This window comes from Salinicola sp., from assembly GCF_982684285.1.
Window position 1 is genome coordinate 1 of the sequence record NZ_CEXLVS010000502.1, and the last position, 1,160, is coordinate 1,160.

1 protein-coding gene, 1 tRNA gene and 1 other RNA gene are annotated in these 1,160 nt (G+C 43.5%); all 3 read left to right on the plus strand.

Annotated elements, in window-relative coordinates; genetic code table 11:
* Positions 1–112 precede the first annotated feature (112 nt).
* Positions 113–202 (plus strand) — tRNA-Ser (locus AC3AYF_RS21460).
* A gap of 160 nt (positions 203–362) precedes the next feature.
* Positions 363–459: signal recognition particle sRNA small type (gene ffs / locus AC3AYF_RS21465), an RNA gene on the plus strand.
* 26 nt (positions 460–485) lie between these two features.
* On the plus strand, positions 486–1,160 hold a 675-nt coding region (gene dnaX, locus AC3AYF_RS21470; protein WP_487780495.1), incomplete at its 3' end, for a DNA polymerase III subunit gamma/tau.

Sequence of the window (1,160 nt, forward strand, 5' to 3'; positions counted from 1 at the left end):
CTGTCGAATCTGTCGAATCTGTCGAATCTGTCGAATCTGTCGAATCTGTCGAATCTGTCGAATCAACAATATTGCCAGGAGAGGAAATCTAAGGTACTCTTTCGGCCCCTTAGGAGAGCTGGCCGAGCGGCTGAAGGCGCACGCCTGGAAAGTGTGTATAGGTTTATCCCTATCAAGGGTTCGAATCCCTTGCTCTCCGCCAATATTTTAATAATTTAAGCTAAGTCATTGTCATACCAGTAAATGTGTAAATGACTAAATATAATTCTTGTAACTACAAGCTTAAAAATAACTTTAGATGCTAAAAAGGCATAGCAGAAAAAGTCAAAAACACTTAGAATTACGCTTTCTATGGTGGCCCGTGCTGGTCTCCTCGCGACGATATGTTGGTCAGCCCGTCAGACCCGGAAGGGAGCAGCGGAGCCTTCGGACTCGAGCGCCGAGATTTGGCTGGTGTGGGTTATCGCCCAATTATGGTTAGGTATATGAGTTATTTAGTTCTTGCTCGCAAATGGCGACCTAAAAACTTTTCTGAAGTCATCGGTCAGCAACACGTTCTCCGAGCCCTCATTAATGGTCTCGATCAAGACCGTTTACACCATGCTTTTTTATTTGCAGGTACCCGCGGTGTCGGCAAAACTACACTCGCTAGAATTCTGGCTAAATCTCTCAATTGTGAACAAGGCGTTAGTTCCACCCCTTGTGGCGAATGTCAAAGCTGCCAAGAAGTAGATGCAGGGCGCTTCGTTGATTTAATCGAAGTGGATGCGGCATCGCGAACTAAAGTTGATGACACGCGTGAACTATTAGATAACGTGCAATATGCTCCTAGTAGAGGGCGCTATAAGGTTTATCTGATTGATGAAGTGCATATGCTATCGACTAGTAGTTTCAATGCGCTACTAAAAACATTGGAAGAACCTCCACCTCACGTTAAGTTTTTATTTGCTACTACTGATCCACAAAAACTACCGGTTACTATTCTATCTCGGTGTTTACAATTTAATTTGCGTAGACTAGATGTCACACAAATATCAGGCCACTTAGCCAACATTCTGCAGCAAGAATCTGTTGAATTTGAACAAGAAGCTTTAACAGAAATTGCTCGTGCCGCTGATGGTAGTATGCGTGACGCATTAAGCTTATTAGATCAAGCGATA